Here is a 21,565-nt window from a genome sequence, read left to right as displayed (position 1 = left end):
GCGGCGTTCTCGCTGCGGGATCGTTTTCACCGGTGGCTCCGCCACAGGCGAAAACGCTGTCCTCGCGAGAACGCCGCTGAGAACCCGCAGGTGGTCCGGCTGCGTGCGTGGTCTCCGCTCAGCGGCTTCGCCGCTGACAGGAAAGAACGGGGCCGACGGTGCGGAGGTTTCGTGGTGAATGGCCCGGTCGGCCGGGTTTCGGTGGTCTGGTGGGCCATTCACCTCGGGCTCAGCTGCAGGCGTTCTCGATGACGTCCGCTCCTGCGACGGGGCCGCCGGCGGCGGCGATGTCGGCGCGCATGCCGACCAGGTTGGCGCGGATGTCCTCGTCGTCGGCGACGGCCTCCACCGCGGCGAACACGCCCTGCGCGGTCAGCTCCTCCTCGGCCAGCCGACGGCCCAGGCCCAGCTCGGCGACGCGGTCGGCGTTGGCGGCCTGCTCCATCATCTGCGGGACGCCCACCATCGGGACCCCGTAGGTCAGGGCCTCCATCGTCGACCCCATCCCGTTGTGCGTGACGAACGCCGAGGCGCGCCGCAGCACCCCCAGCTGCGGGAACGTGGGCCGCACGTCGAAGTTCGCGGGGATCTCCCCGAGGTCGGCCACGTCCACCACGTCACCGATGGACATCGCGACCTGCCAGCGGGTGCCGCCGAAGGCCTCCAGGAACGTGCGGTACAGGTCGGGCCGGTCGTTGAACCCGGTGCCCAGCGAGATGAACAGCAGCGGCGCCTGCTCGTCGGCCGGGGTGTAGTCCTCCTGCGCGCGGCTGCCCAGGCACGGGCCGACGAAGTGGAAGTTGTCGCCGAAGGTCTCGCCACCGAACTGGAACGACTTCGGCAGGAACACCACGCTGTCCGCCCCGGGGACCGGGCGCATCGGGAATTGGTCGCCGGAGAGCCCGTACTCCTCGCCGAGTTCCTGGAACAGCGCCGCCGCCTTCGCCAGCGACGGGTGCTGCGGGTCGAAGTCCGCCGGCATCGACCGCTGCTGCAGCGACACCTGGTCGTTGCCCGCGAAGCTGGGCAGCAGCGACACCACCGGCACGTCCAGCTTCTGCGCGAGCATCCGTCCCACCGGGGTGAGCATGTCGAAGCACACCACGTCGGGCCGGTCCTGCTCGAACCGCTCCAGCAGCACCGGCAGCGCGTTGCGGGCCTCCCCGTGCAGGTACTCCAGCATCCCGGCCATCACGTCGACGGTCATCTGCATGCCGGGCTTGACCGTCGGCAGCGTCGAGGGGAGTTCGACCCCGGCGGCTCCGGCGGCCTCGACCTTCTCCATCATGATCTGCCCGGTGGCGTAGCTGACCCGGTTGCCGCGCCGCGTGAGTTCCTCCACCAGCGGCAGGGTCGGATTGATGTGCCCGTGTCCCGGCACGGTGACCACGGCGATGTGCTTGTTCACGATTCCCCTAGCTATCGGTATCGGCCGTTCGGCCCACACCCGTCCAGTCTGCCCCTCCCCGTTCGGCGAGGTGCGCGCGGAGGCGTGCGGTGATCCTCACACCGCCCGTGCCCTGGACAGCACCCACGGTCACTGCTCCGCCGGTCAGCCCTTGACGCAGACGACCTGCTTGAGGTGGGCGACGACCTCGACGAGGTCGGTCTGGGCTCGGATCACCTCGTTGATGTCCTTGTACGCGGACGGGATCTCGTCGACCACGCCCGCGTCCTTGCGGCACTCCACCCCTGCGGTCTGCGTGGCGAGGTCGGCGGCGGTGAACGTCTTGCGCGCCTTCGACCGGGACATCGCCCGCCCGGCGCCGTGCGAGGCGGAGGTGAACGATTCCGGGTTGCCGAGGCCGCGCACGATGAACGATCCGGTGCCCATGCTGCCCGGGATGATCCCCAGCTCCCCGCTGCCCGCGCGGATGGCGCCCTTGCGGGTCACCAGCAGGTCCACCCCGTCGTAGGTCTCCTCCGCCACGTAGTTGTGGTGGCAGGAGATCGGCTCGTCGAACCGGGTGCGCCACACCGCCTCGGACACCGCCCGCTGCACCAGCGCCACCATGACCGCCCGGTTGCGCCGCGCGTACTCCTGCGCCCAGAACAGGTCGCGCCGGTAGGCCGCCATCTGCGGGGTGCCCGCCACGAACACCGCCAGGTCCGGGTCGGGCAGGTCGGCGTTGTGCGGCAGCGACCTGGCCACCTCGACGTGCCGTTCGGCGAGCTCCTTGCCGATGTTGCGCGACCCGGAGTGCAGCATCAGCCACACCCGGCCCTCGTCGGCGCCGCCCTGCTCCAGGCACACCTCGATGAAGTGGTTCCCGCCGCCGAGGCTGCCCAGCTGCCGCAGCGCCCGCTGCCGCCTGCCGCGCACCCCGCGGTGCAGCTCGTCGAACCGGCCCCAGAACCCGTCCCAGCCCGATTCGCCGGGCACCCGCGCGGGATCGACCGGTTCGTCGTGCATCGAGAACCCGACCGGCACCGCCGCTTCGATGCGCCGCCGCAGCCTGCCGAGGTCGGCGGGCAGATCGGAGGCGCGCAGCGAGGTGCGCACCGCGCTCATCCCGCAGCCGATGTCCACCCCGACCGCGGCCGGGGACACCGCGTCGCGCATCGCGATCACGCTGCCGACGGTCGCGCCCTTGCCCAGGTGCACGTCCGGCATCACCGCCAGCCCGTGCACCCACGGCAGGTCGGCGATGTTGCGCAGCTGCGCCATCGCCGCGTCCTCCACCCGGGCCGGGTCCGCCCACATCCGGATCGGCACCCGGCTGCCCGGCACCACGCTGACCACCACGACCTCCTCGGAAGAACCGCCACCGGACCCGGCGGGGCTCCGGTGCACGACGAACGGGTACGAGACGAGCCGGTGCGGGATGCGGAAGTACCCGGCTGCTCGGGCTCGGGCACCAGCACGCGACGACGGGCGTCAGCGGGCACGCCGCCGCACGGGCGGGCCGGGCCACCGGCGGCTTCGCCGCCGAACCGGCTCCACGCGACCGCTTTCCACGCGATCGCCACCGCTCTCGAACGACGCGTCGATCATGCGGTCCGGCCGCGGCGGGCCGCAACCGGATTTCCGCGGCCGGGCCTTACGCCCGGCTGAAGTCGGTGGTCAAGACGTGGCCCTTCGCCGGCCCCGCCACGTGCCACCGCTGCCACCAGGAGTCGGGGCCGTGCACCGCGAACTCGCCGCGGTACAGGTCGGCCCGGCACGGGTGCTCCACCAGCCAGCGCCCGGATCGCAGGTCCAGGTCGTGGAAGAAGCCGCCGTGGTCGAAGTGCACCGCCGCGGTCGCCGGATCCGCCAGGCGGTAGTGCAGCGTCCGGTGCGCCGGGCCGCGGTGGGCGCCCAGCTCCAGCTCCCCGGTCTCGCGGTACACGAGCTCGCCCGCGTCGGCGGTGAACACCGCCTCGCCCGCGAATCCGCCCAGCCGCGCTCCCGCGTCGTCGACGATGTCGCGCCGCAGCACCCAGCTGCCGGTGAGGTACCGCGCCAGGTCCGGGACCGGGAACAGGGCCGCATCGGAGCCCCGGACCGGATCGGGTGCCAGGGCCGGATCGGGCGCCGAGACCGGCTCAGTCACGCCGAGGCGCCGGTGGAACCGCCCACCACCGCGTCCGAGGACGCGGCCTCCTTCGGCGGCAGCAGCCCGGACACGTCCGAACCGGTGTCGTTGATCTTGAGCACGAACGGGCGGGTCTCGGTGTAGCGCACCACGCTGATCGAGCACGGGTCGACCACGATCCGCTGGAACCCGTCCAGGTGCACGCCCAGCGCGTCCGCCAGCACCGACTTGATCACGTCGCCGTGCGAGCACACCACCCACACCGCGTTCGGCCCGAACTCCGCCGACACGCGCGCGTCGTGCTCGCGGATCGCCGCGACCGCCCGCGCCTGCACGTGCGCGAGGCCCTCACCGCCGGGGAACACCGCCGCGGACGGGTGCTGCTGCACCACCGACCAGAGCGATTCGCCGGTCAGCTCCGAGACCTTCCGGCCGGTCCACTCGCCGTAGTCCACTTCGGACACCCGCTCGTCCACGACCGGGTCGAGGCCGCGGACCGCGGCGAACTCCCGCACCGTCTCCTCGCAGCGCTGCAGCGGGGAGCGCACCAGCGAGGAGATCGGGACCTCCGCGAGCCGCCCGGCCAGGCCCGCGGCCTGCTCGTTGCCCGTGGGGTCCAGCCCCACTCCCGGGCTGCGCCCGGCCAGGACCCCCGAACCGTTCGCCGCCGATCGTGCGTGCCTGAGCAGGATGAGTGTCGCCACGGAAACCGAGGGTAGGCCCCGCCCCGGCGGGCGCCGAACCCCACCCGAGAACGACGGTGGCCCGGCGCCGCGCGGGCACCGGGCCACCTGGGCCGAGCACGATCAGGGCTGCATGACGCCGAGCCCGAGCAGGGCGAACACCAGCAGGCCCAGCCCGATCCGGTACCACACGAACAGGTACACGCTGTGGTGCTCCACGAACCGCAGCAGCCAGGCGATGCACGCGTAGCCGACCAGGCCCGCCACCAGCGTCGCCACGATCATCTGCACGCCCGAGGGCTGCAGGCCCGGCCCGCCGCCCTCGAACACGTGCGGGATCTCCGAGAGCCCGGCCGCGAACACCGCCGGGATCGCCAGCAGGAACGAGAACCGCACCGCGGTCGGCCGGGTCAGGCCCAGCGACAACCCGGCGGTGATCGTGCCGCCGGACCGGGACACCCCGGGGATCAGCGCCAGCGCCTGCGCCAGGCCCATCAGCACGCCGTCGCGCAGCGTCAGCCCGTCCTGCGCCCGCTGCTGCCTGCCGAACCGCTCCGCCAGCCCCAGCAGCACGCCGAAGACGATCAGCATCGCGCCGGTCACCCACAGGCTGCGCAGCGCGCCGCGGATGTAGTCCTGGAACAGCAGGCCCAGCACGCCGATCGGGATGCTGCCCACGATCACGTACCACGCCAGCCGGTAGTCCTGGGTGCGCCGCACCTCGGCGTCGACCAGGCCGCGGAACCACGTGCCGATCAACCGCACGATGTCCTTGATGAAGAAGATGACCACGGCCAGTTCGGTACCGATCTGCGTCACCGCCGTGAACGAGGCGCCCGCGTCATCGCCGAAGAACAACTCCGAGACGATCCGCAGGTGCCCCGACGACGAGATCGGCAGGAACTCGGTCAGACCCTGGACCACGGCGAGCACCATGGCCTGCAACCACGACAACTGAACCCACTCCAGTGCTGTGAGAGATGAATCGGGCCCGCACCGGTTCCGCGACCAGGGCGACGCCTCGTCCTGAGCGCAAATCTTGCATCACCGCCCGCACCTGCCACGTCCCGCCCCACCGCAGCGGCCACCAGCGACGACCCGCCCGCCGAGCCCCGGCGCCGCCCCCGCAGGCGGAGACGAACTCTCGGCGAACGCGTCGTGAACGCCACCGGCGCCGGACGGGGCCTGGCCCACCGCCGGTGACCGGTGCGATGCTGGGTGGTCACCCGGGGGTGGGCGGCCGAGCACCACGGCAAATCAGGGATCCTGGAAGGGTCACCGCCCGAACCACGGGCGCACGCACCTGGAGGGCCCCTTGCGCCGACTGGTCGCCGCCTGCCTCACCGCCACCGTGCTCACCGGCTGCGGTGGTGTCGGCGCCGACGATCCGCTGCAGGTCACCGACACGCTCACCGCGGCGGAACCGGCGCGCGCCCCCGACGCGTCCGCGCGGCCCGCGGGAACCGTGGTGCCCGCGCCGCCGACCGCGGTGACCGCGTTCCTGCCCGGCGCATCGATCCTGGCGACCGCGCACGAGCGCACCGTGTCCCTCTACGACGCCCGCGACCTGCGCCGCGCGCCCCGCCAGGTGGAGCTGCCCGCCGCACCGGCGACGCTGCGCGCCACCCCGGACGGGAAGCTGCTGGCCGCGCAGCCGGACGCGGACCTGGTCGCCCGCATCGATCCGGCGACCGGCGCCGCCGAGCAGCTGCGCTACCCGGGTCGCCCGCTGGACGCGGCCGCCGTGCCCGGCGGGCTCGCGGTGGGGCTGGAGGCGACCGGCAGCGTGGCGCTGCCCGGCGGGAAGCAGGCCACCGGGTTCAAGCGGCCGGCGCAGCTGGTCGAGGTCGGCGGGCGGTTGCACGTGCTGGACGCGCTGGAGACCTCGTTGACGCCGATCGACCCGGCCACCGGGGAGAAGGAGCCCGCGCTGCGGGCGGGTACCGGCGCCACCCGCGCGGTCGCCGACCGCTACGACCGGGTGCTGAGCGTGGACACCCGCGGGCAGGAGCTGCTGGCCTTCGCCACCGATCCGCTGATCATGAAGCAGCGCTTCCCGGTGCCCGGCGCGCCCTACGGCCTGGCCTACGACCCCGCTCGGGACCTGGCGTGGGTCACGCTGACGGCGAGCAACGAGCTCGTCGGCTACGACGTCGCGGGCGGGGAACCCCGCGAGGTGCACCGGGTGCCGACCGTGCGGCAGCCGAACTCCGCGGCCGTCGACCCCGCTACCGGTGCAGTGTTCGTCGCCTCGGCAACCGGGGCAGGAGTGCAGGTGGTGACGCCATGAGCGAGGACCGGGACCCCGAGACCTCTTCCGTGCCCGCCCCCGCAGGCAGCGGGGCGCGGGAGAACGGCTTCTCCGACGAGAAGTGGGACTACCGGCCGCTGCGGCTGCCGCCGGGCATCACCCGGCTCAGCGCCGCCACCCAGCTGAGCATCCACGCCGAGTTCTCCGGGTGGGAGCTGTCCCGCGTGCTGCTCTACTCCGACGGCACCCGCAAGGTGTGGCTGCGCCGCCGCCGGAGCACCCCGGGAGTGCCGGAGCTGCGCACCTGATCGGTCGCCCGGCGGGTGGGTGAGCCGGTATCGGCGGCCTCCGGTCCTTGCGGGTTCCTGGCGGGTTCCTGATGCGTCGGCCGTGCCGTGTGGCGGGTCCGTTCCGGTGGACTGAAGATATCGACGGCGTGGTGGGAGTGCGATCTGCACCACTCCCCAGGACCATCGGCCATACCCTCCCGACACCCGACGAACAGGAGCACGACGTGGAACCCGCCGAGCACAACCCGGCCGACCAGTTCGACTCACCGCGCGCGAGCGTGCAGACCCTGCTGCCCGAGGCCGCCGTTCCCGGCCAGCACCGCATGCCGTGGCCCGGCGAACTCGACGACACCGACGAGAGCCACCTGATCCGCGGCTACGACTGAACGAGCCCGGTTCCCGGCCCGGGATGCCCGGCGCGGGCTAGGCGGGTGCACTCCCCACCCGCTCGTCCAGCGCGGTGCCGAGAGTTCCGGGCCAGGTCGCGGCCATGCCGCGCACCCCGTCGAGCGCCGCGTGCAGCCTGCCGCGCGCGTCGAGCTCGGCGCCGCTCTTGAGCCATTCCCGCAGCACCTGGTTGTGCGCGGCGACCACCGCGGCCGCCGCCACCGCCGCGCGCAGCGCCGCGTCCGGTTCGCCGTGGTAGCGGCCGCGCAGGTAGCGGGTGAACGCCCGCTGGTAGTCGTCGGTGCTGGCGATCTCCTTGGCCCGCAGCGACGGGACCTGCCTGGTCAGCGCGAAGCGCTGCAGCGACACCGCGGGATCGGCCAGGTAGGTCTCCAGCACCGCTTCGGCGGCCCGGCACACCGCGGGCAGCGGTTCGGCGTCGCCGGCCCGCTCCAGCAGTTCGGCCACGTCGGCCAGCCGTTCCTCGTGGTCGCCGAACACGGCGTCCTCCTTGGAGCGGAAGTACCGGAAGAACGTGCGCCTGCCGACCCCGGCGGCTTCGGCGATCTGGTCGACGGTGGTGGCCTCGAACCCGTTCGCGGCGAACAGGTCCAGCGCGGCCAGCGAGACGGTGCCGCGGATCCGGCGGCGGCCCTGCGGGGTGCGGCCTGCGCGCGGCCGCGGCTGCTCGGACATGGCCGAAATATACCCACCCGATTGAGAGTGGCACTCGGTGCCGTTAGGATTCCGTCGACCGAGGGCGCGGCACACGCCCGCACCCGGATCCGGCGATCACCACGGCCCCAGCGCAACGCTGGAGACGGGAGGCAGCAGTGAACCCGAACTTCGAGACCTACCGGCTCAACGAGGAGCACGACGCCCTGCGCGAGGCGGTGCGCGCCCTCGCGGAGAAGGAGATCGCCCCGCACGCCGCCGAGGTCGACGAGCAGGAGCGCTACCCGCAGGAAGCGCTCGACGCCCTGGTCAAGGCCGGGTTCGCCGCCGTGCACGTGCCCGAGGCCTACGGCGGCGAAGGCGCCGACTCGGTCGCCACCTGCATCGTCATCGAAGAGGTCGCCCGCGTCTGCGCCTCCTCCTCGCTGATCCCCGCGGTGAACAAGCTCGGCACCATGCCGATCATCCTGTCCGGGTCGGAGGACCTGAAGAAGAAGGTGCTCGGCGACCTCGCCGCGGGCACCGCCACCGCCTCCTACGCGCTGTCCGAGCGCGAAGCCGGTTCCGACGCCGCCGCCATGAAGACCCGTGCGCACCGCTCCGGCGACGACTGGGTCCTCAACGGCAGCAAGTGCTGGATCACCAACGGCGGCGTGTCCAGCTGGTACACCGTCATGGCCGTCACCGACCCGGAGAAGAAGGCCAGCGGCATCAGCGCGTTCGCCGTGCACAAGGACGACCCGGGCTTCGTCGTCGGTCCCAAGGAGAAGAAGCTCGGCATCAAGGGCTCGCCCACCGTCGAGCTCTACTTCGAGGACGCCACCATCCCGGGCGACCGGATCATCGGCGAGCCCGGCACCGGCTTCAAGACCGCCCTGGCCACCCTCGACCACACCCGGCCCACCATCGGTGCGCAGGCGGTCGGCATCGCCCAGGGCGCCCTCGACCAGGCGCTGGCCTACGTCAAGGAGCGCAAGCAGTTCGGCAAGTCCATCAGCGACTTCCAGGGCGTCCAGTTCATGCTCGCCGACATGGCCATGAAGGTCGAAGCCGCCCGCCACATGGTCTACGTCTCCGCGGCCCGCGCCGAGCGCGGCGAGGGCAACCTCGGGTTCATCTCCGCGGCCGCCAAGTGCTTCGCCTCCGACGTCGCCATGGAGGTCACCACCGACGCCGTGCAGCTGTTCGGCGGCGCCGGCTACACCCGCGACTTCCCGGTGGAGCGCATGATGCGCGACGCCAAGATCACCCAGATCTACGAGGGCACCAACCAGATCCAGCGCATGGTGATGTCCCGCGCCCTGCTCAAGGGCTGACCGCCCCCGCCCGTGGCCCCCGGTTCCGCGCCGGGGGCCACGGCTCGCTCACCCCTCGTCCGGGTCTTCGGCCTCGCGAGCCAGCTGGTTGCCCGCCTCCGCGTACAGGCTGGTCAGCAGCCACGCCCCCACCCCGATGTCATCGGTGATGCCCACCAGCGGCAGCAGGTCCGGCACGAAGTCCAGCGGCCAGATCACGTACAGCAGCCCCGCCAGCCACAGCACCGTCTGGTAGCGCGGCACCGCCGCGGGCCGCCCGCGCCACGGCGCCGCGACCATCGACGGCACCACCCGCAGCCGCTGCACCGGGCCACCGGTACCCGGTGCCGACCGCGCCGCCCGGTGCACCCGGCGCACCGGGGCGAGCCTGCGCCGCACCGCCGCGACCAGCCCGGCGACCACCACCCCCGCGCCCGCCGCGAGCAAGCCGCCCGGAACCAGCCAGCCCGACCCGCTCCAGTCCCCCACCACCAGCGCCACCAGCCCGGCCAGCACGAGCACTCCGCCAACGGCGATCATCACGACACCTCTCACGAACGCGGGAATCCGCACCAGCCTGCCACGGGCCGCCGCGCGCACCGGCCCGGACCGACCGGCACGCGAGCCACCCCGATCCGTGCCACAGTCGCCGAGGGCCGGGCGGACAGCAGGGGGACACCGTGGTCGAACAGGCCGAACCGACACGTCGGCAACCATCGCTGGCCCGCGCGGGCGGCACCATGGCCGTGGCCACCATCGTCAGCCGGATCACCGGGCTCGCCTCGAAGGTCGTGCTCGTCGCCGTCCTCGGCCTCGGCATGGTCAACGACTCCTACACGGTCGCCAACACGCTGCCGACCGTCGTCAACGAGCTGCTGCTCGGCGGCGTGCTCACCAGCGTCGCCGTCCCGCTGCTGGTGCGCGCCCAGCAGCGCGGCGAACGGGACGGCGAGCAGTACGCCCAATGGCTGATCACCACGGGTGGGGTGCTGATGGCGGGTGCGACCGTCCTCGCCGTCGCCGCCGCACCGCTGCTGACCGCGCTCTACCTCGGCGCTCACACCCGCGCGAACACCGCGCTGACCACCGCTTTCGCCTACCTGCTGCTACCGGCGATCCTGTTCTACGGCCTGTCCGCGCTGCTGTCGGCGGTGCTCAACGCGCGCCACGTGTTCGGCCCGCCCGCCTGGGCGCCGGTGGTGAACAACGTCGTCGTGCTCACCACGGCCGGGGTGTTCGTGCTGCTGCCCGGCACCATCACCCTCGACCCGGTGCGCATGGGGGAACCGAAGCTGCTCGTGCTCGGCATCGGCACCGCGCTCGGCATCGTCGCGCAGGCGCTCGTGGTCGCCGTGTCGCTGCGCCGCACCGGGTTCCGCTACCGGTGGCGGTGGGGCTGGGACCACCGGCTCGGCGAGTTCGCCTCGCTCGCCGGCTGGGTCGTGCTCTACACGCTGATCAGCCAGTTCGGTATGATCGTCACCACCCGCGTCGGCGCGCAGGGCACCGAGGGCAGCGTCGCCACCTTCACCTACGCGTGGCTGCTGTCCCAGGTGCCCTACGGGGTGCTCGGGGTGTCGCTGCTGACCGCGCTCATGCCGCGCATCAGCCGCTCCGCCACCGATCCGGACCGGCGCGCGTTCGTCGCCGACCTGTCGCTGGGCACCCGGATGAGCGGGGTGCTGCTGCTGCCGATCAGCGCGCTCATGGTCGTGGCCGGGGGTTCGCTGGGCATCGCGTTCTTCTCGCTCGGCAACAACGGCATCGCCGCCGCGGACCGGCTCGGCGCCACCATCGGGGTGTGCGCGCTGGGCATCGTGCCGTTCGCGATCACCATGCTGCAGCTGCGGGCCTTCTACGCGATGAAGGACGCCCGCACGCCCACCCTCATCAACCTGATCATGGTCGGGTTCCGGTCCGGGCTGTGCTACCTGTTCCTGGCCACCAGCGATCCGGCGGACCTCGTCGTCGGCGTCGCGCTGGCCATGTCGCTGAGCTTCGTGCTCGGCGCCCTGGTCGGGCAGCTGTGGCTGCGGGCCCGCATCGGCCGCGTCGACAGCCGCCGCACCGCGGGGAGCCTGTTGCGGGCGCTCGCGGTCACCGCCGCGGCCTGCGGCTGCGCGCTCGCCGCCGACCAGGCCGTGCGCGCCGCGCTCGGCGACACCGGCCCGATCGCCGGGGCTTGGACCAGCCTCGTCGTCCACGGCGTCGTGGTGCTCACCGCGAGCTTCGGCGGCCTGCTGCTGGTCCGCGCCCCCGAGGTGCAACCGGTGCGCGACGCGCTGCGCCGCCGCTGATCACTTCGGGTTGCGCGCCCGCACCCGGGTGCGCTCCACCCGCAGCGCCGCCAGCTCTTCCGGTTCCGCGATCGGCTGCAGCGGTGCTCCGACGGCCCACTCCAGCAGCAGGTCGGCCAGCGCCGGGTTCCGCGCCAGGATCGGCCCGTGCAGGTAGGTGCACACCACGTGGCCCCGCACCGCGCCCTCCGCGCGGTCGTGGCCGTTGCCGGTGCCGCGGGTGACCCGCGCCAGCGGCACCGAACCGGCACCGAGCCTGGTGCGGCCCAGGTGGTTCTCGAACCCGGTCAGCATCCCGACGCCGGCCAGCACCGAGTTCGCGGTGACCTCGCCGATCGCGCGTTCCGGCGCGGGTTCGGTGGTCGCGTCGACCAGCCCGAGGCCTTCGTGGCGGACCCCGTCACCGGTGGTGAACTCGGTGCCCAGCAGTTGCAGGCCGCCGCAGATCCCCAGCACCGGCACGCCGCGCGCCACCGCCCGTTGCAGCCCGGGCGAGCGGGACAGCACCCGCATGGCGGCGGTCTGCGCCACGTCCTCACCACCGCCGAGCAGGTACACGTCGCAGGACTCCGGCACCTCCGGTGCGGACGCCAGCACCGTCACCGTCTCGCTCGGGATGCCGCGCCACGCCAGCCGCTGTTCGAGCACCAGCACGTTCCCGCGGTCGCCGTAGGTGCCCAGCAGGTCCGGTAGCAGCAGCGCGATCCGCACGCCGCCGCTCATCGGGTCACGCTCCGGGCCAGCAGGTCGCGGAAAGCGGTGTAGTTCGCGATCACGTCCGGTTCGGCGCCGCTGCGGCCCAGCGCCTCCTGCGCGGTGCCCACCACGTCGCAGCGCACCCCCGCGTACCGCAGGCGCACCGCCAGGTCCAGGCCTCGTTCTCCGGTCACCAGCACCGACCTCCCGCGCAGCGAGTCGAAGTCCACGTCCCAGAGCCAGGAGACGTCGTAGCCGTCGGCTTCCCGGCTGTTGACCGCCAGCACCAGCGGCCGGTCGTGCCCGGAGACCAGGTCGAGCATCTCCAGCCAGCTCGCCGGGTTCTTCGCCAGCAGCAGCCGCACCACCCGGTCGTCCAGCAGCACGGTCGCGTAGCGGCCGCTGGCCTGGCGCAAGTCGGTGATCCGCGTCAGCACCCGGTCCGGGTCGCAGCCGAGTTCGGCGGCCGCGGCGACCGCGAAGGTGGCGTTGATCCGGTTGACGTGCCCGGGCAGCTGCAGGCTCAGCTCGCGCGCCCGGCCGTCGGGGCCGAGCACGGCGTCCGCGGTGACCGTCCAGTCCGCTTCCGGGCGGGCGAGCCCGCAGGTGCAGCGCCACGGCCCGTCGAGGTCGGCGATGTGCGCGCCGCAGCGCGGGCAGTTCAGCGAGTCGTGCATCCAGCGCGCCCCGCCGGACACCCAGGTCACGGCGGGGTGGTCGGCGGCGACGGAGACGATGTTCGGGTCGTCGCGGTTGGCGACGACGCGGGTGTGCGGCACCCGTTCCAGCGCGGCGCGCAGGCTGCGCTGCACGGTGCGGATCTCCCCGACCCGGTCCATCTGGTCCCGACTGAGGTTGAGCAGCACGATCACCGACGGCGCGAATTCGGCGGTGACCTGGGCGAGGTGGAGCTCGTCGACCTCAAGGGCGGCGAACGGTGCGGACAGGTCGGTCATCAGCGCGGCGACGTGGCCGTCGAGCATGTTGGCGCCGGTGACGTTGCTGGTGGCGGTGCCGCGGCTGCGCAGCGCTTCGGCGACGAGAGCCGTGGTGGTGGTCTTGCCGTTGGTGCCGGTGATCATGACGATGCGCCTGCCCGCGGCGAGGCGGCCGAGCAGTCCGGGTTGCAGGCTCAGCGCGAGCCTGCCGCCGATCATGCCGCCGCTGCCCAGGCGCAGCCGCCGGGACATGCCCGCGACGGCGCGGCCGGCGCCAACGGCCAGCGTGGTGCGCAGCGGTCTGCCGGTGGCCGGTGCGCCGATGTGCGGCGGGGCGATCGTCCGCCAAGGCGTGGCCGCGGCCGGGTCGTCCGGCGTGGCGTCCGATGCGGTGCGGGGCGGCGGCGGGCTCCCCTGGCCCGCCGCCGCCCGCTCGCCGTCGGGCTCCGCGGTCTCGTCCTGCCGGCCGTCCCTTCTGGTTCCGGTCATTCGTCACTCCCCCTTGACGAACAGCGGGTGCGGTGGCCGGTGCCCGGCTCACCTCACTGCCGCGGGACCAGGGGATCGACCAGGTCCGGCCTGCTCACCGCCCTCGCCCGCCGCTTCGACAGTGTGGCCCGGCGCCGCCGATACAGCGCGACGAATCCGAGCAGGCCACCGGCGGTGAGGGTCAGCGCACCGACCTGTCCGTGGGTCTGCAGCGATTCGGCGAGGACCACGTGATGTGCGGGGAACACGACTCCTGGGCACCTCCTTCCCCGTGTCGGCTGAGCCGGGTCTCCGGCGCGGCCTCCCATCCTCGGAGAGGGGTGGTCACGGACCGGTGCCGACATGCCGGGGCGTCACCCGGCCGAGCTGCTCGTTCCGGTCGTGCGCGCTGATCTCGGTGCGGCCGGTTCGCCCGGCGATCAGGGTTCGCGGCCGCCTAGGGTCGGCGGCGCGTCCGGTGCCGAGACCGCTGGATGTGGTGACCCGCGGGAGCGGGTCCCGGCGTGGGCTGGGTCGTGGACTGGGGAGTCGTGCGATGACCGAGTACTGGGTGCTGTTCGTGCTGGGCGCGGTGGCGTTCGGCGGGGTGTGGTGGACGGCGTGGGACATCCGTTCCGACCTCCGCCGCAGACGCCTGAAGTGAACGGTTCGCCTGCCGGACACCCCGGACGGCGAACCCCCGTTCCCCCACCATCGCCCCCGCGGAGCGCCCCTGACCTTCTTCCTGTCAGCGGCGAAGCCGCTGAGCAGCGACCCAGCACGCAGCGGGACCACCCGCGGGTTCTCAGCGGTGTCCTCGCGAGGACGGCGTTTTCGCATGTGGCGGAGCCACCTGTGAAAACGATCCCGCAGCGAGGGCGCCGCTGAGGTTCCGCCACCCGCCCCACCGAGCAAGAGAACCAGGCGATCTACTCAGCATGAAGACCTGTGGTGTTCATGGCCTTGGTCAGGGCTGGTGCGGTCAGAGCGGTGACGACCAGCACCGAGACCGCCGCGAAGCCGACCACGGCGGCGGCGCCGGGCAGGTCCAGGGCGGGCAGGTCGCCGTCGGTGGCGTAGATGAGGGCGCCGAGCCCGTACCCGGCGGGCACCGCGATCGCGGTGGCCAGCAGCATGGGCACGGCGTTCTGCAGGAAGGCGGACCAGACGAGGGTGCTGCGTTTGGCGCCGACGGCTCCGAGGACGGCCATCGGCCGGGATCGTTCCTGGATCTGTTCGACGGCGGTGACCAGGAGGCTGCAGCCGATCAGCGAGAACACCACCATCGCGGCCAGCAGCAAGCAGGTCTTGATCAGGCGGAGCTTGGCGAGGGACCTCTCGTAGGCGTCCGTCGGGGCGATCTCGACGACGCTGCCACCCTCCAGGTTCGCTTCGGCGAGGTTGCGGATGCGTTCGACGACGTCGGGCGGTGCGGTCGCCGCCAGCGCGAGGTCGATGTCGACGCTGCGCAGCTCGATCGGGATGCTCGCGGCCGCGGCGGGGGTGATCACGAGGCTCGCGAAGGGGATGATGCCGCTTTCGGCGCGGTCCGGTTCGCTCTGGCGCAGCGCCGGGATCGGGAAGGGCGCCCGGCCGCGGCCCGGTCCGGCGTCGGCGAACCAGGTTTCGCCGGTGCGCGGCGGATCGCCCTTGACGGCTCCTCCGCCGGGCGGGGCGAAGGTGTCTCCGTCGCGGCAGTCGGTGGCCAGCCGGGTGCGGAGGATCAGGTCGCAGTCCGCGATCACCGCGAAGCTCGTGCGGTCCGGTTCGCCTTCGACGGTGATCCGGTGGTAGCCGCGCACGTCGTCCACCCCGGGCATGGTCGCGAGTTCGGTGCGCAGGTGTTGCAGCTCGTTCCGGTCGGGCCGGTCCTCGTTGCCGGAGATGGTGGCCGTCCGGTCGCCGACCGCGCTGCCCGCGAGCTGCTGTTCGAGCGAGCCGATCATGGTCTGCAGCGCGATCACCCCGGTGGCCACGACGGCGATGGCGCTGACGGAGCGGGCGGCGGTGCCGCTGGTCAGGTGCAGCCGGCGTAGCGCGAGCTGCCAGGCGAGCGGTCCGCGCCCTGCGTTCCGGGTGGCGGTTTCGACGACCCACGGCAGCAGCAGCGGCACCGACAGCAGCAGCAGCGTGACGGAGAGGACGACCAGCCCGCCCCAGACGGTGGTGCTCAGGTCCAGTGGCAGCCGGGACACCAGGAGGCCGGTGATGCCCAGCGCCATCGACGCGGCGCGCGGCCACCACCGGCGGCGGGCGGGTGTCGACCGGCGCACCGAGCCGAGCGGGTCGTGCACGGCGCCGCGCAGGGCGGCCAGCGAGATCAGCACGGTCAGCGCCGGTACCCCGATGGTGATCAGTACCGCGATCCACCACACGGGGGTGAGGTCGGCGACGAACACGGCCACGAACGAGGTTTCGAACCGGGAGAGCGCGAGGTGTGCACCGCCGAACAGGGCCCATCCGGCGAGGACTCCGGCGAGGGCGCCGATGAGGGTTTCGCCGGAGGCGATGCGCCGTACTTGCCAGGCGCTGGCGCCGACGAGGCGCAGTGCGGCGAGCCTGCGTTGCCGGGCCGCTTCGGCGAGCCTGGTCGTGCTGATGACGAACACGACCACCGGCAGCAGCAGCGCGGTCGCTCCCACCGGCACCAGCACCCAGTTGCCCGCGTCCGCGTCCGGCTCGGCGGTTTCGCCGTAGTGGTCGACGACGCGGGATTCCGCGGTCTGCTCGGTGAGTTCCGCTGTGCCGCCGTAGTAGTACAGCTCGGCGGGGGTGACCAGTCCGTCGTCGCCGATGGTGCCGACGATGGTGCCGGGCAGCCGTTCCCGCAGCAGTGCCGAGTCGGGCCGGGCGAGCAGTTCGCGCAGTGCCGGGGACACGACCAGTTCGCCCGGTGCCGGGTAGTGGTCGAGCCCGGTGGGCAGGGGCGCGTCGGGGCGCTGCGGCTGGAGCAACCGCCCGTTGATGTACTGCCCTTGGAAGATCGTGGAGCGCTGGACGCCGAGGACGGCGGCGGGCGGTCCGGCTTCGGCGGCGTCGTAGGTCATCTGCCTGCCCGCGGCGCGTTCTCCCTGGTGCTCGATCCAGGTCGGCGTGCTGGCGCTGATCAGCAGCACCAGCACACCGGCACCGACGCCGACGGTGATCAGGGCGAGTCTGCCCCAGGGGGTGTTGCGGTCGCCGACGGCGAGGCGGACCCCCCAGCACCAGGTCGGTGGTCCAGGTGCGAATCCTGCTCATCGTGCGCGGTCTCCTCGGCATCGGCGCGGCTACTCGGTGTGGAGGCCCGCGCTGCCCATGGCCTTGGACAGGGCGGGGGCGGTGAGGGCGGTGACGACCAGTACCGACACGGCGGCGAAGGCCAGCACGACCGCCGTCCCCGCCAGGTCCGGGGAGACCAGGTCCTCGGACGACGTCGCCACGACCAGCAGTCCGGTGGCGTAGCCGATGGGCACCGCGGGCACCAGCGCGAGCAGCATCGGTACGGCGTTCTGCAGGAACGCGGACCAGACGAGGGTGCTGCGCTTCGCGCCGACGGCACCGAGCACGGCCATCGGCCGGGAGCGTTCCTGGATCTGCTCGACCGCGGTGACGAGCAGGCTGCAGCCGATCAGGGAGAACACGACCATCGCGCCCAGCAGCAGCCCGTACTTGACCAGCCGGATCATCTCCTCCGATTCGGCGTCGCCGGTCCGGACGTCCGCGCCGACGGCGGGATTCGGCAGGTTCGCCGCGGCCGCGTTGCGGATGCGCTCGACCAACTCGGGTGGCGCGGTGGCGTCGAGGTCGATGCCCAGCAGCGCGTTGCGCGCCTCCATCGGGATCGCGGTGGCCGCGGCCGGGGTCAGGGCCAGGTCGTAGCCGGTGAACTCGCCGGTGCCCCGGCCGGCGGAGCGCACGGGCGGAACGGGCCAGCCCACCACCTCCGGGCCGGTGCCCGCCGCGTTCGGGCGCGGGGTGGTGATCTGCCACTGGCGGCCTTCCTGCGCGCGGACGTCGACGCGATCGAGGTCGCCGGGGATGTCGAGGAGGAACGCGTCGCCGTCGTGGCACTCGCCCACCCGGGCGAAGCGGGTGATCATGGTGCAGTCGGCGATGCCGATCGTCACCATCGAGTCGGCGTCCGGGCTGACGTGGACGCTGTGCAGCGCGGTCACCGCTCGCACCCCGGGCATCGCCGCGATCTCGGCCGCGGTGGCGCTCATCGCGTCGCGGCCGGTCGGGTCCTCGCTCGCGTAGATGTGCATCGAGTGCGCGTTGCCGGCGTCCGCGGAGCGCCGCGCGTGCTGCGCCTCGGTGGAGGCGATCATGGTCTGGAGGGCGATGACGCCGGTGACGACGACGGCGATGGCGCTGACGGAGCGGGCGGCGGTGCCGCTGGTCAGGTGCAGTCGGCGCAGCGCGAGCTGCCAGGCGAGCGGCCCGCCGCGAGCCCGCTCGGCGAGGAACTCGACGCCCCACGGCAGCAGCAGCGGCACCGACAGCAGGATCAGCGCGATCGAGACGACCAGGCAGGACATCCACCAGTTCGGGCCCCAGCCCGGCCAGCGGGCGCCCACGACGCCGAGGACCCCGACCACCAGCGGCACGCACCGCGGCCACAACCGGCGGCGGGCGGGCGTGGCCCGGCGCACCGAGCCGAGCGGGTCGTGCACGGCGCCGCGCAGCGCGACCAGCGAGATCAGCACGGTCCCGACCGGCACCCCGAACGTGACCGCCGCGGCGATCCACCACTGCGGGGTGAGGTCGGCGACGAACACCGACGCGTAGGGCGTCTCGATGCTGGCGAGCGCGAGGTGTGCGCCGCCGAACAGGGCCCATCCGGCGAGGACTCCGGCGAGGGCGCCGACGAGGGTCTCTCCGGAGGCGATGCGGCGGACTTGCCAGGCGCTGGCGCCGACGAGGCGCAGCGCGGCGAGCCTGCGTTGGCGGGCGGCTTCGGCGAGCCGTGTCGTGCTGATGACGAACACGACCACCGGCAGCAGCAGCGCGCACCCGCCTCCCGCCCACAGCAGCAGGATGTCCTGCTGCGAGGTCATGCCCGTGTAGCGCTCGCCGAAGTGGTCGTCGACGCGGTAGTCCGAGTTCCACTCGGTCAACCCGGTGGTGCCCGCGTAGTAGTGCAGCTCCCCGGGCATGACCAGCCCGTCGTCGCGGATGGTGCCGACGGCGGTGCCGGGCAGGCGTTCCCGCAGCAGCGCCGAGCCGGGCCGGGCGAGCAGGTCACCCAGCGCCGGGGACACGATCAGCTCGCCCGGTGCCGGGTAGCGGTCCAGTCCGGCGGGCAGCGGGGCGTCCGGGCGCCGCGGTTCGACCAGCACGCCGGAGATGCCCTGCTCGCGGAACGTGGTGTGGCTGCCCACGCCGAGCACCGCGGCCGGGACGTGCGCGCGCTCGGAGGTCGCGTAGGCCATGTCGCGGGCGGCGGAGCGCTGGTCCCAGGCGGCGGTCCAGGTCGGGAGGGCGGCGCTGGTCAGCAGCACCAGGACGCCGATGCCGATGCCGGTGGTCATCAGGGCGAGCCGGCCCCAGGGGGTGTTGCGGTCGCCGACGGCGAGGCGCACGCCCAGCACCAGGTCCGCGATCCAGCTGCGGATCCTTGTCATCGCCCTGCCTCCTCGGCGGCGTTCGGTTCTCGGTTCGGGACGGTCTCCGGTCCCGGGGTTGATCGTGCCGGTGGCGGCGGGACGGGGTGCGGGCGGGATCACCGGGCCTATTCGGTGTGCAGCCCGTCGGAGCTCATGGCCTTGGACAGGGCGGGTGCGGTCAGGGCGGTCACCACCAGCACCGAGACCGCGGCGAAGCCCAGCACCGCGGCGGCGCCCGGCAGGTCCGGCACGGGCACGTACCGGTAGCTGCCCGCCGTGATCACACAGCCGAGGGCGAAGCCGATCGGGATGGCGAGCAGCAGGGCCAGCAGCATGGGTACGGCGTTCTGCAGGAAGGCGGACCACATGAGGGTGCTGCGCTTGGCGCCGACGGCTCCGAGCACGGCCATCGGCCGGGATCGTTCGTGGATCTGCTCGACGGCGGTGACCAGCAGGCTGCAGCCGATCAGCGAGAACACCACCAGAGCACCCAGCAGCAGCCCGTACTTGACCGCGGTCAAGGCGGTGCGCGGATCCGACGTCGCGGTGTAGCTCTCGTAGACCTCCGGGTTCGGCAGGTGCTGCCACGCCGCGGTGCGGATCCGGTCGAGCAGTTCCGGGGGCGCCTGTTCGGCGCGCTCCACGACGATGTCCGCTCGGCGGACCTCCATCGGTATCCCGGCGGCCGCGGCGGGAGTCAGCACCAGGTCCGCGGTCACCTCGAACTCGGACGCGGGGGGCCCGACGGCGCGCACCGGCGGGATGGTCCACGTGAGGGTGCTCGGCCCGGTGGCGTTCGTGCCGCGCGCGTCGACCTCCCACAGCTCCCCGGCTCGCAGCGGCCGTTCGGGCAGGTTCGGGGTGGTCTCGCGGGTGGGCGCGGGCAGGAACGCGTCGCCGTCCCGGCACTCCCCGTCGATCTGGAGGGTCCGGCTGATCGTGGCGCAGTCGGCGATCACCACCGCGGCCTGGGAGCGCTCGCCGGAGCGCAGGGACGCGGTGTGCCGGGCCGTCACCGAGCGCACCCCGGGAAGCGCGGCGATCTCGTCCCGCGTGGCGCTCGTCCCGTCCCGGCCGGTCAAGTCCTCCTGCCCGTAGACGTGCACCTCCGGGGCGGCGCTCGTCCGGGTGGTCGACTTCTCGTACCGCTGTTCCAGGGTGGTGATCATGGTCTGGAGGGCGATGACGCCGGTGACGACGACGGCGATGGCGCTGACGGAGCGGGCGGCGGTGCCGCTGGTCAGGTGCAGGCGGCGCAGTGCGAGCTGCCAGGCCACCGGTCCCCCGCGCACTCGTCGGGCGACAGCTTCCACGATCCACGGCAGCAGCAGCGTCACCGCCACCAGCACCAGCGCCACCGCGGCGACCGGCACCCCGATCTGCAGGTTCGAGGAGTCCAGCTCCGCCCAAGGCGACACCACCCCCGCCACGCCCAGCACGAGCGGCACCAGCCGCGGCCACAACCTGCGGCGCACGGGCATCGCCTGGCGCACCGAACCGAGCGGATCGCCCACCGCGCCGCGCAGCGCGGCCAGCGAGATCAGCACGGTGAGCAGCGGAACGCCGAGGGTGATCAGCACCGCCGGCCACCACGCGGGCGTGAAGTCGGCGACGAACACCGAGACGCCCGCCACCTCGAGCCGGTCGGTCGCCGAACGGCACGCCGCGAACAGCACCCAGCCCGCGAGGACGCCCGTGGTGGCGCCGACGAGGGTCTCCCCGGAGGCGATGCGGCGGACTTGCCAGGCGCTGGCGCCGACCAGGCGCAGTGCGGCGAGCCTGCGCTGCCGGGCGGCCTCGGCCAGTCTCGTCGTGCTGATCACGAACACGACGACCGGCAGCAGCAGCGCGCAGGCACCCATCGCCCACAGCAGCAGCGCTTCCTGGGTCCAGGGCGACGCGCGGTCGTCGGCCTCGCCGAAGTGGTCGTCGATGCGGTAGTCGGCGTTCCACTCGGTCAGCCCGGTGGTGCCCGCGTAGTAGTACAGCTCGCCGGGCGAGAGCAGCCCGTCGTCGCCGATGGTGCCGACGACGGTGCCGGGCAGCCGTTGGCGCAGCAGCTCGACATCGGGCCGGGCCAGCAGGTCGGCCAGCGCCTGGGACGTGATGAGCTCGCCCGGCCCGGGGTAGCGGTCCAGCCCGGCGGGCAGTGGCGCGTCCGGGCGCATCGGCTGGACCAGCTTGCCGTTCACCGCCGCGTGGTCGAACTCGGTCCCGCCGTCCATGCCGAGCACCGCGGCCGGGACGTGCGAGCGTTCGGCCGTCGCGTAGGCCATGTCGCGCGCGGCGACGCGCTCGTCGCGGGCGTCCAGCCAGGTCGGGAGGGCGGCGCTGATCAGCAGCACCAGCACGCCGATCCCGATGCCGGTGGTCATCAGGGCGAGCCGGCCCCACGGGGTGTTGCGGTCACCGATGGCGAGGCGCACGCCCAGTCCCAGGTCGGTGCTCCAGGTGCGCATCCGGTTCATCCGGGCTCCTC

Annotated in this window: 18 protein-coding genes; 5 read left to right on the top strand and 13 right to left on the bottom strand. The window is 73.2% G+C overall.

Annotation, left to right across the window (positions count from 1 at the left end):
• Nucleotides 1-229: 229 nt before the first annotated feature.
• From AC29IT_RS01755 to AC29IT_RS01735, 5 genes are all read right to left on the bottom strand, one after another.
• Entirely contained in the window at nt 230-1,408 is a 1,179-nt protein-coding gene (locus tag AC29IT_RS01755; protein WP_488217583.1) for a macrolide family glycosyltransferase, read from the bottom strand.
• A gap of 144 nt (nt 1,409-1,552) precedes the next feature.
• Nucleotides 1,553-2,704, bottom strand: a complete 1,152-nt coding sequence (locus AC29IT_RS01750; RefSeq protein ID WP_488217907.1) for an RtcB family protein — start codon at nt 2,702-2,704, stop codon at nt 1,553-1,555.
• A 337-nt stretch (nt 2,705-3,041) separates the two neighbouring features.
• A complete protein-coding gene (locus tag AC29IT_RS01745; RefSeq protein ID WP_488217582.1) occupies nt 3,042-3,536 on the bottom strand; it encodes a DUF6314 family protein in 495 nt (164 codons plus the stop codon).
• Nucleotides 3,533-4,222 (bottom strand): histidine phosphatase family protein, encoded by a 690-nt coding sequence (locus tag AC29IT_RS01740; RefSeq protein WP_488217581.1) that lies wholly within the window; start codon nt 4,220-4,222, stop codon nt 3,533-3,535. The genes AC29IT_RS01745 and AC29IT_RS01740 overlap by 4 nt, the downstream gene beginning before the upstream one ends.
• Before the next feature lie 102 nt (nt 4,223-4,324).
• Complete coding sequence (locus tag AC29IT_RS01735; protein WP_224962634.1) at nt 4,325-5,155, bottom strand: undecaprenyl-diphosphate phosphatase; 831 nt, start codon at nt 5,153-5,155, stop codon at nt 4,325-4,327.
• A gap of 361 nt (nt 5,156-5,516) precedes the next feature.
• On the opposite strand from AC29IT_RS01735, the gene AC29IT_RS01730 reads away from it, so the two are divergent.
• The 3 genes from AC29IT_RS01730 (at nt 5,517) to AC29IT_RS01720 (ending at nt 7,128) form a co-directional block, all read left to right on the top strand.
• On the top strand, nt 5,517-6,491 hold the full coding sequence (locus AC29IT_RS01730) for a YncE family protein (RefSeq protein WP_358446380.1): 975 nt from the start codon (nt 5,517-5,519) through the stop codon (nt 6,489-6,491).
• Nucleotides 6,488-6,760 carry a DUF5703 family protein gene (locus AC29IT_RS01725; RefSeq protein ID WP_358446382.1) on the top strand — a complete coding sequence of 91 codons (273 nt, stop codon included), beginning with the start codon at nt 6,488-6,490 and terminating at the stop codon, nt 6,758-6,760. The genes AC29IT_RS01730 and AC29IT_RS01725 overlap by 4 nt, the downstream gene beginning before the upstream one ends.
• A 206-nt stretch (nt 6,761-6,966) precedes the next feature.
• The gene (locus AC29IT_RS01720; protein ID WP_358446385.1) at nt 6,967-7,128 is read left to right on the top strand and encodes a hypothetical protein; all 162 of its coding nucleotides are present in this window, start codon (nt 6,967-6,969) and stop codon (nt 7,126-7,128) included.
• Between the two features lie 37 nt (nt 7,129-7,165).
• Here the strand turns inward: AC29IT_RS01720 and AC29IT_RS01715 are convergent, their stop codons facing one another.
• Nucleotides 7,166-7,825 carry a TetR family transcriptional regulator gene (locus tag AC29IT_RS01715; RefSeq protein WP_488217580.1) on the bottom strand — a complete coding sequence of 220 codons (660 nt, stop codon included), beginning with the start codon at nt 7,823-7,825 and terminating at the stop codon, nt 7,166-7,168.
• A gap of 137 nt (nt 7,826-7,962) precedes the next feature.
• Between AC29IT_RS01715 and AC29IT_RS01710 the strand changes: the two genes are divergently transcribed.
• Nucleotides 7,963-9,120, top strand: a complete 1,158-nt coding sequence (locus tag AC29IT_RS01710; RefSeq protein ID WP_488217579.1) for an acyl-CoA dehydrogenase — start codon at nt 7,963-7,965, stop codon at nt 9,118-9,120.
• 48 nt (nt 9,121-9,168) lie between these two features.
• Here AC29IT_RS01710 and AC29IT_RS01705 read toward each other — a convergent pair whose 3' ends face one another.
• The gene (locus tag AC29IT_RS01705; protein WP_358446393.1) at nt 9,169-9,639 is read right to left on the bottom strand and encodes a YkvA family protein; all 471 of its coding nucleotides are present in this window, start codon (nt 9,637-9,639) and stop codon (nt 9,169-9,171) included.
• Between the two features lie 140 nt (nt 9,640-9,779).
• Here AC29IT_RS01705 and murJ point away from each other — a divergent pair, with 140 nt between their 5' ends.
• Nucleotides 9,780-11,396: a murein biosynthesis integral membrane protein MurJ gene (murJ, locus tag AC29IT_RS01700; protein WP_358446396.1), complete on the top strand. Its 1,617-nt coding sequence runs from the start codon at nt 9,780-9,782 to the stop codon at nt 11,394-11,396.
• On the opposite strand, the gene AC29IT_RS01695 is transcribed toward murJ, so the two are convergent.
• From AC29IT_RS01695 to AC29IT_RS01670, 6 genes are all read right to left on the bottom strand, one after another.
• Nucleotides 11,397-12,119: a type 1 glutamine amidotransferase gene (locus AC29IT_RS01695; protein ID WP_358446399.1), complete on the bottom strand. Its 723-nt coding sequence runs from the start codon at nt 12,117-12,119 to the stop codon at nt 11,397-11,399.
• Nucleotides 12,116-13,519 (bottom strand): DUF1727 domain-containing protein, encoded by a 1,404-nt coding sequence (locus tag AC29IT_RS01690; RefSeq protein WP_488217578.1) that lies wholly within the window; start codon nt 13,517-13,519, stop codon nt 12,116-12,118. The genes AC29IT_RS01695 and AC29IT_RS01690 overlap by 4 nt, the downstream gene beginning before the upstream one ends.
• Before the next feature lie 53 nt (nt 13,520-13,572).
• A complete protein-coding gene (locus AC29IT_RS01685) occupies nt 13,573-13,767 on the bottom strand; it encodes a hypothetical protein (RefSeq protein ID WP_358446404.1) in 195 nt (64 codons plus the stop codon).
• A 660-nt stretch (nt 13,768-14,427) separates the two neighbouring features.
• Nucleotides 14,428-16,620, bottom strand: a complete 2,193-nt coding sequence (locus AC29IT_RS01680; protein ID WP_488217577.1) for an ABC transporter permease — start codon at nt 16,618-16,620, stop codon at nt 14,428-14,430.
• Between the two features lie 147 nt (nt 16,621-16,767).
• Nucleotides 16,768-19,104, bottom strand: a complete 2,337-nt coding sequence (locus AC29IT_RS01675) for an FtsX-like permease family protein (RefSeq protein ID WP_488217576.1) — start codon at nt 19,102-19,104, stop codon at nt 16,768-16,770.
• A 107-nt stretch (nt 19,105-19,211) separates the two neighbouring features.
• On the bottom strand, nt 19,212-21,554 hold the full coding sequence (locus AC29IT_RS01670; protein ID WP_488217575.1) for an ABC transporter permease: 2,343 nt from the start codon (nt 21,552-21,554) through the stop codon (nt 19,212-19,214).
• Nucleotides 21,555-21,565 lie beyond the last annotated feature (11 nt).

It is taken from the genome of Saccharopolyspora sp. MMCC62 (assembly GCF_057736575.1).
Note: the sequence above shows the minus strand (reverse complement) of the source record. Positions and strands in the feature narration are given on the sequence as shown.

Coding starts and splice junctions, on each gene's coding strand:
- AC29IT_RS01695 (WP_358446399.1), bottom strand. CDS start 12,119: ATGAGCGGCGGCGTGCGGATCGCGCTGCTGCTACCGGACCTGCTGGGC.
- AC29IT_RS01750 (WP_488217907.1), bottom strand. CDS start 2,704: ATGTGGGCGGACCCGGCCCGGGTGGAGGACGCGGCGATGGCGCAGCTG.
- AC29IT_RS01675 (WP_488217576.1), bottom strand. CDS start 19,104: ATGACAAGGATCCGCAGCTGGATCGCGGACCTGGTGCTGGGCGTGCGC.
- AC29IT_RS01725 (WP_358446382.1), top strand. CDS start 6,488: ATGAGCGAGGACCGGGACCCCGAGACCTCTTCCGTGCCCGCCCCCGCA.
- AC29IT_RS01670 (WP_488217575.1), bottom strand. CDS start 21,554: ATGAACCGGATGCGCACCTGGAGCACCGACCTGGGACTGGGCGTGCGC.
- AC29IT_RS01715 (WP_488217580.1), bottom strand. CDS start 7,825: ATGTCCGAGCAGCCGCGGCCGCGCGCAGGCCGCACCCCGCAGGGCCGC.
- AC29IT_RS01690 (WP_488217578.1), bottom strand. CDS start 13,519: ATGACCGGAACCAGAAGGGACGGCCGGCAGGACGAGACCGCGGAGCCC.
- AC29IT_RS01705 (WP_358446393.1), bottom strand. CDS start 9,639: ATGATCGCCGTTGGCGGAGTGCTCGTGCTGGCCGGGCTGGTGGCGCTG.